This is a genomic window from Muriicola sp. (genome assembly GCF_041567615.1).
GTDB lineage: Bacteria > Bacteroidota > Bacteroidia > Flavobacteriales > Flavobacteriaceae > Muriicola.
On sequence record NZ_JBFGBM010000130.1, the window covers coordinates 1 to 7,871 of the forward strand.

Consider the following 7,871-nt stretch of genomic DNA (forward strand, 5'->3'; position numbering starts at 1 on the left):
AGAAAATAAAACACGGGAGAAAGCCACTGTAAAAAACAGTGGCTTTTTCTTTTTCAGGGACCATAACAAAGGGGAGTAATTGCTATTTTTTCAAAAAACAAAAACATGTTAGATCGCTTAAAATCAGGTGTTGAAACCATCCTTAGCCAAAAGGAGCTGACTGTGGATGACAGATTGCAGAACTTGTGTGAATATCTGAAGGCTGAAGTCCCGTACTACGACTGGGTAGGCTTTTATTTCCGCAATGGGGAGAAGGAGGAACTCAAGCTGGGGCCCTACGCAGGAGCTCCCACAGACCATACCCTCATCCCATTCGGCAAAGGGATCTGTGGCCAGGTGGCTGTGAGCAATGCCAATTTTGTCGTACCCGATGTCACGGCCCAGGACAATTACATCGCCTGCAGCCTGACGGTCAAATCAGAGATCGTTATCCCCCTCTTTGTGGAGGGGAAGAACATTGGGCAGATCGACATCGATTCGGAAACTCCGGATCCCTTCACGGAAGAGGACGAGCGTTTCCTGGAATTCGTCAATGCCGGGGTCGCCAGGATTCTTTAAAACTTTCCCTTTTTTGTTGATAAGACAGGGGCTGCCTTAGGCCTTAAAAAAGTACCTTTGGAGCTCTCGGTTTACCTTTAAAAAATTTAGATATGGGCACTGCCAAAAAAGCCAAATCCGCACTCATCTCCGTCTTCCACAAGGACGGCCTAGAACCCATTGTAAAAAAGTTCCACGAGTTGGGCATCACCATGTATTCCACCGGGGGAACGGAATCCTTTATTCGTTCCCTGGGCCTAGAGGTCATACCTGTGGAAGAGGTGACGAGTTATCCCTCTATCCTGGGGGGACGCGTCAAGACCCTGCATCCCAAGGTATTCGGGGGTATTTTAAACCGGCAGGACAACGAAGGGGACGTAGCCCAGCTGGAGGAATTTGACATCCCACAGTTGGATATCGTGATCGTCGACCTCTACCCGTTTGAAAAAACGGTGGCTTCCGGGGCATCGGAACAGGAGATCATCGAGAAGATAGACATAGGGGGTATTTCCCTCATCCGGGCAGCTGCCAAGAATTACAAGGATGTGCTCTGTGTTTCCTCCATGGAAGACTACGAAGAATTTCTGAACCTGATCTCCGAAAGCAATGGAGCAACCACCCTTGCCCAGCGCAAGACTTTTGCCGCAAAAGCCTTTAACGTCTCCTCCCATTACGACACCGCCATCTTCAATTATTTTAACAGGGACCACGGTGTTGCTGCCCTGAAGATCAGTGAAACCAAAGGCAAGGTCCTTCGATACGGGGAAAATCCACATCAGAAAGGGTTTTTCTTCGGAGACTTTGAAAGCATGTTCGCCAAACTGCACGGAAAAGAGCTTTCCTACAATAATCTACTGGATGTGGATGCAGCGGTGAACCTCATGGCAGAATTCCGGCATGACGATCCCACCTTTGCCATCCTGAAACACAACAACGCCTGTGGCCTGGCCACGAGGGATACGATTTACCAGGCCTATGTGGACGCCCTCGCAGGGGACCCTGTATCGGCCTTTGGAGGTATCCTTATCAGCAATACGGAGATCGATGCAAACACAGCCGAAGAGATCCACAAACTCTTCTGCGAGGTGGTCATCGCCCCAGGTTTTTCCGAAGAGGCCCTTACTATCCTCAAGGGAAAGAAAAACCGTATCCTCCTTGTGCAGAAGGAGGTCGCCCTCCCGGAGACCCTCGTAAGGACCTGCCTCAATGGGGTGCTGGTACAGGATAAAGACCACATCACAGATGCTGCAGAAGGCCTCACCTATGTGACAGAGAAAAAACCTTCCAAGAGGGAGCTGGAAGACCTCATCTTCGCCTCCAAACTCTGCAAGCACACCAAATCCAACACCATCGTATTGGCGAAGAACCGGCAGCTGTGTGCCAGTGGTACAGGGCAGACCTCCCGCGTGGATGCCTTGAACCAGGCCGTGCACAAGGCCAAGTCCTTTAAATTCGACCTGGACGGGGCCGTCATGGCGAGCGATGCCTTCTTCCCTTTTCCAGACTGCGTGGAGATCGCCCACAAGAGCGGGATCAGGAGTGTGATACAGCCCGGCGGGTCCATAAAAGACCAGCTGAGCATCGATTATTGCGACGAAAATCAAATTGCCATGGTAATGACGGGGACACGTCATTTTAAACATTAATTTTACTACTTTTGTCGATAAAATACACCCGTTTATCCGAACCTAACTAAACATTTACAATGGGATTTTTTGATTTTTTAACGGAGGAGATCGCGATCGACCTCGGCACTGCCAATACCCTGATCATCCATGCAGACAAGGTGGTGGTAGACAGCCCTTCCATTGTCGCCAGGGACAGGATCACCGGCAAGATCATCGCCGTTGGGCGGGAAGCCAACCAGATGCAGGGAAAGACGCACGAGAATATCAAGACCATCCGTCCTCTTAAGGATGGGGTGATCGCAGATTTCGACGCCTCCGAGAAAATGATCAATATGTTCATCAAGAACATCCCTGCCCTGAAGAAAAAATGGTTTCCCCCGGCCCTGAGAATGGTCATTTGCATTCCTTCAGGGATCACCGAGGTGGAAATGCGGGCGGTAAAAGAATCGGCAGAAAGGGTGAACGGAAAGGAAGTATACCTCATCCATGAACCTATGGCGGCGGCCATCGGGATCGGGCTGGATATCATGCAACCCAAGGGCAACATGATCGTCGATATCGGAGGAGGTACCACGGAGATCGCCGTAATCGCCCTCGGAGGGATCGTCTGTGACAAGTCGGTCAAGATCGCGGGGGACGTATTCACCAACGACATTATCTACTACATGAGGACACAGCACAACCTCTATGTGGGAGAGACCACTGCAGAAAACATCAAGATCAAGATAGGATCGGCCACGGAGGACCTTCAATCTCCGCCGGATGAGATGTCCGTTCAGGGAAGGGACCTGCTCACCGGGAAACCCAAACAGGTATCCATCTCCTACAGGGAGATCGCCAAGGCCCTTGATAAATCCATCCTCAGGGTGGAGGATGCCGTGATGGAAACCCTGTCACAGACCCCGCCGGAACTGGCCGCGGATATTTACAACACGGGAATCTACCTGGCAGGAGGGGGATCTATGCTCAGGGGACTGGACAGAAGGCTGTCCCAGAAAACAGACCTGCCCGTCTATATTGCAGAAGATCCGCTCAGGGCGGTCGTTCGCGGTACGGGTATTGCCCTGAAGAATTTAGAACGCTACAAGAGTATCCTCATTAAATAATTCCCGGGATCCAATCCAGTAATACTCTAAATCGGGATTTCCGGCAGGGATGGGAGCATCCAACAGGAAAAGAGCATGCAACAGATCATCAACTTCATTCTTCGCAACAAGACCAACCTGCTCTACCTGTTGTTGCTTACCCTGGGGTTGGCGATGAGCATACAGTCTCACTCCTATCACAGAACGAAATTCATAAATTCGGCCAACTGGCTAAGCGGGAGCCTTTACAACACTCAGGCCAACATCACATCCTATTTCAACCTGCGGGAAGAAAACGAGCAACTGGTGGAGGAAAACACCCGGTTGAAAAAGATGTTGTACAACGCAGAATTCGTCCCGGTGACTGAGACAGAAAGGAATTCTTTTCCTTACGGAGTGATCCCGGCCAGGATCATCAAGAACAGCTATGCCCTGCGCAACAACTATATCACCCTCGACAAGGGGGCTGCCCAGGGCGTGGAACAGGATATGGGGGTGATCACCTCCATGGGGGTCCTGGGAATTGTGGAATATACGACAGATAATTTCTCGGCGGTTCAGAGCCTTTTGAATACCAAGTCTAATATCAATGCTAAGATCAAGAACACTAATAATTTCGGTTCCCTGAAGTGGAACACCCTTCGTTTCGACGTGGTTCAGCTGGAGGACATTCCGAGGATCGTCCCTCTGAATGTTGGTGATACTGTGGTTACCGGGGCCATGTCGAGTATCTTCCCGGAGAACATCCCTATCGGGACCATCCAAAAGATCGACCTGCAGACCTCGGAGAGTTTTTACAAGATAGACGTGGCCCTGTTCAATGACATGACCAATCTCCACAACGTCTACATCATCAGCAACAGGGACAGGGAGGAAATACAAATTCTGGAAGAAAAGATAAACGATGACTAATAACCTGTACTTACAGAACGGCCTGCGTTTCCTGCTCCTCGTACTGGCACAGGTACTCATCTTCAACCGTTTGAATTTCCTGGGCTATATCAATCCCATGGTCTACATCCTCTTTCTCTACTGGTACCCCATCAAACCGCGGAGGAGTGTCTTTATGCTGATCTGCTTTTTCCTCGGACTGACGATAGATGTCTTTTCCGATACACTTGCCTTCCACACAGTGGCCTGCACTACCATGGCATTTTTCCGCCCGGCCATCATGCGCTTTGTCTTTGGGGTGAACTACGAATTCCAGAGTTTCAGACTTAGCAACACCACCCGGGTACAACAAATTGCCTTTTTGACGTTCTTAATATTGGGGCACCACGCGATTTTCTTTTTGCTCGAGATTTTTAGTTTGTCCCATTTGCTATTACTTTTGAAAAAGATCGTATTTACGAGCGTGGGAACCCTGGTAGTGGGCTTCCTGATGTTAACGCTCTTTAGTGCTGAGAAAGAATGAAAAAATTCCTGCTTTCTTCCATCATTATCATCATAGGGATCACCTTCATAGGAAGGCTTTCCTACCTGCAGATCTTTCGCACTACTCCCAATCAGGTCCTGGAGGACTCCGCCGTCCAGGCCATATACGACTATCCGGAAAGAGGCTTTATTTACGATAGGAACGGGACGCTGCTGGTGGCCAATCAACCCGCTTATGACGTGATGGTGATCCCAAGGGAGGTGAAACCCCTCGACACCCTGGAATTCTGTTCCCTCCTGGGAATAGACAAACCCAAATTCCTGGAAAGGATGAGGAAGGCACGGGTGTATTCCCCCAGGCTGCCTTCTGTGCTGGTTCCCCAGCTCTCCAAGGCAGATTACGCCCGTCTCCAGGAGAAAATGCGCAAATACGAGGGCTTTTATATTCAGAAGAGATCGCTGAGGTACTATGACACCCACAGCGGCGCTAATGTATTGGGTTACATATCCGAGGTGAATGAGAGCGACATCAGGAGGAACCCATACTACAAGCAGGGAGAACTCACAGGTCGCACCGGGATAGAAAAACAGTACGAGGAAGTACTAAGGGGGGTCAAAGGCGTTAAATTCATCCAGAAAGACCGTTTTAACCGCACCATCGGCCCCTACAAGGAAGGATCTTTGGATACCCTTCCGGAGCAGGGCAAGGAGATCCGTGTGACCCTTGATAAAGAACTCCAGGAATACGGGGAAAAACTGATGGTCGGGAAAAGGGGTGGCATCGTGGCCCTGGAGCCCTCATCCGGGGAGATCCTGGCATTGATCTCGGGGCCTACTTATGATCCGGCACTTCTCGTGGGAAGGGAACGATCTGCCAATTACAGCAAACTCCATTACGACACCATTTCCAAACCCACCTGGGACAGGGCGCTTCTGGCACAACCTTCCCCGGGTTCTCCTTTCAAAACGCTCAATGCCCTGATCGCCCTGCAGGAAGGCGTAATGAAACCCGAATCGACCGTACGCTGCTACAATGGGTTTTACGTCGGCAACAAAAAAAGGGGATGCCACTGCGGCGGAGGCCTCAGGAACATGAACAGCGGGATCTATAAATCGTGCAATGCCTATTTTGCCCAGGCATTCAGAAAGATATACGAAAAGTACCCCACCACTGATGAGGGAATGGACGTATGGGAAAAACACGTCAAGAGTTTCGGCCTGGGTGACTACCTGGGATACGACCTCCCTACAGGCAGAAAGGGGCGGATTCCGGATAAGGGGTATTACGACCGCGTATACGGGGACAACCGCTGGGCTTCGTCATTTATTATTTCCAATGCCATAGGGCAGGGCGAAGTAGCGGCTACACCTATTCAACTGGCCAATATGACAGCCGCCATAGCCAACCGGGGCTATTATTTTACCCCTCATATCATCAAGGAGATCGGAGGGGAACCGGTCAGCGACCCCAGGTTTACAACCCCCCATTACACGACCATAGATAAAAAGTACTTTGATCCGGTCGTCCAGGGGATGGCCAATGTATATACCCAGGGTACGGCCAAGTGGCTGCAGGTCCCCGGGATCGAAATCGCCGGGAAAACCGGGACGGTGGAGAATTACACCAAGATAGACGGAGTGCGTACCCAGCTCACTGACCATTCGCTCTTCGTAGCCTTTGCTCCCGTAGACAACCCCAAAATCGCTTTGGCCGTTTATATCGAACACGGATACTACGGCGCCCGATACGCCGGGCATATCGCCTCCCTCCTGATTGAACAATACCTCAAAGGGGAGATCACGCGAAAAGATCTTGAAAAACGAATGCTGGAAAAGACCCTGGAGGCAGAATACGCCAAACCGTACAGCGGGGAGGAGTTCAAGATCAACGAATATGTCTGGTAAGAGCGTCTTTAGAAGGGTAGACTGGCTGACCATCTTCCTCTTTTTGATGCTGGTGGGTATAGGCTGGGTGAATATTTATTCCACCACCCTTTCTGATGAAGGCAGCTCACTGTTAGATTTCAGCCAACTCTACGGAAAGCAACTCTTCTTTATCGGTGTTTCCCTCATTGCTGCCTTTATCTTTCTCAACCTGGAAGCTCATTTCTACGAGCGGTTCTCCAGCCTGCTCTATATCATTACCATGGTCCTGTTGCTGGGGCTTTTTGTTTTTGGGAAAAATATAGCAGGGGCCACCTCCTGGTACGACCTCGGTTTTTTTAACCTACAGCCTTCGGAGCTGGCAAAATTTACCACAGCCCTGGCCCTGGCCAAGTACCTCAGTGACATACAGACCGATATCAAAAAATCCAGGGACCAGCTCTTTGCTCTGCTGATCATCCTGATCCCGGTCTTGCTTATCATCCCACAGCCGGATCCGGGAAGTGCCCTGGTATTCCTGGCCCTGGTCTTTGTACTTTTCCGGGAAGGACTCCCCCTGTTCTATCTGGCGGTCGCCCTGATGGCAGTTATCATCTTTATAACCACACTGATGTTCGGCACTATTTGGGTTATCATCAGCCTGGCTTTGCTAATCGCCATCTTCCTCCTGGTAAAAAAGGCAAGTTTTAAGGTGCCCTTCTTCCCCCTGTTCATATTCTTTGTCCTTTCTTTGGTCTTTTCCCTCTCCGTGAACTTCGTGTTCGAGAACGTGTTTGAACAGCGTCACCGCGACCGGTTCAGCCTTTGGCTGAGGCTGGAAAAGGATCCGGAAAGACTGGAAGAAATCAGGAAGACGATAGGCTACAATACCTACCAGTCTGAAAAGGCCATCGAATCAGGTGGGGGGTTTGGAAAGGGTTTCCTGGAGGGAACGCGGACAAAAGGAGACTTCGTCCCTGAGCAGCATACAGACTATATCTTTAGCACCGTGGGTGAGGAATGGGGTTTTGTGGGTACGGCCACCGTTGTGATCCTGTTTACGGCCTTGTTGTTGCGGCTGGTCTACCTGGCAGAAAGACAAAAAAGCCAATTCAGCAGGATGTACGGGTACGGGGTCATTTCCATCTTGCTGATCCACTACTTCATCAATATCGGGATGGTCATCGGAATCCTCCCTACTATCGGCATACCCCTGCCCTTTTTCAGTTACGGAGGTTCTGCCCTCATCGGGTTCACCGCCCTTTTGTTTATCTTTTTGAAACTGGACGCCAACAGGCTGAACGAATGGCTTTAAAACGGCCAGGCTGAACCTTCAATGGCTTCTTCCATCCTATCCTCCGCACCGTCATCCATCATGTGAAAA

The 7,871-nt window shown here is 50.4% G+C and carries 7 protein-coding genes; all 7 read left to right on the forward strand.

Annotated elements, in window-relative coordinates; all coding sequences use genetic code 11:
- The first annotated feature begins 105 nt into the window (after nt 1-105).
- The 7 genes from ABYP73_RS09455 (at nt 106) to rodA (ending at nt 7,802) form a co-directional block, all read left to right on the forward strand.
- A complete protein-coding gene (locus ABYP73_RS09455; protein WP_372945415.1) occupies nt 106-558 on the forward strand; it encodes a GAF domain-containing protein in 453 nt (150 codons plus the stop codon).
- A 92-nt stretch (nt 559-650) separates the two neighbouring features.
- Nucleotides 651-2,183, forward strand: a complete 1,533-nt coding sequence (purH, locus tag ABYP73_RS09460) for a bifunctional phosphoribosylaminoimidazolecarboxamide formyltransferase/IMP cyclohydrolase (RefSeq protein WP_372974151.1) — start codon at nt 651-653, stop codon at nt 2,181-2,183.
- Nucleotides 2,184-2,242: 59 nt separating this feature from the next.
- Nucleotides 2,243-3,271 (forward strand): rod shape-determining protein, encoded by a 1,029-nt coding sequence (locus ABYP73_RS09465; RefSeq protein ID WP_129605807.1) that lies wholly within the window; start codon nt 2,243-2,245, stop codon nt 3,269-3,271.
- A 75-nt stretch (nt 3,272-3,346) separates the two neighbouring features.
- On the forward strand, nt 3,347-4,162 hold the full coding sequence (gene mreC, locus ABYP73_RS09470) for a rod shape-determining protein MreC (RefSeq protein ID WP_372974152.1): 816 nt from the start codon (nt 3,347-3,349) through the stop codon (nt 4,160-4,162).
- Nucleotides 4,155-4,664 (forward strand): rod shape-determining protein MreD, encoded by a 510-nt coding sequence (locus ABYP73_RS09475; protein WP_372945418.1) that lies wholly within the window; start codon nt 4,155-4,157, stop codon nt 4,662-4,664. Before mreC ends, ABYP73_RS09475 begins: the two co-directional genes overlap by 8 nt.
- Complete coding sequence (locus tag ABYP73_RS09480) at nt 4,661-6,529, forward strand: peptidoglycan D,D-transpeptidase FtsI family protein (protein ID WP_372974153.1); 1,869 nt, start codon at nt 4,661-4,663, stop codon at nt 6,527-6,529. The genes ABYP73_RS09475 and ABYP73_RS09480 overlap by 4 nt, the downstream gene beginning before the upstream one ends.
- Entirely contained in the window at nt 6,519-7,802 is a 1,284-nt protein-coding gene (rodA, locus tag ABYP73_RS09485) for a rod shape-determining protein RodA (protein WP_372944572.1), read from the forward strand. Before ABYP73_RS09480 ends, rodA begins: the two co-directional genes overlap by 11 nt.
- The last annotated feature ends 69 nt before the right edge of the window (nt 7,803-7,871 follow it).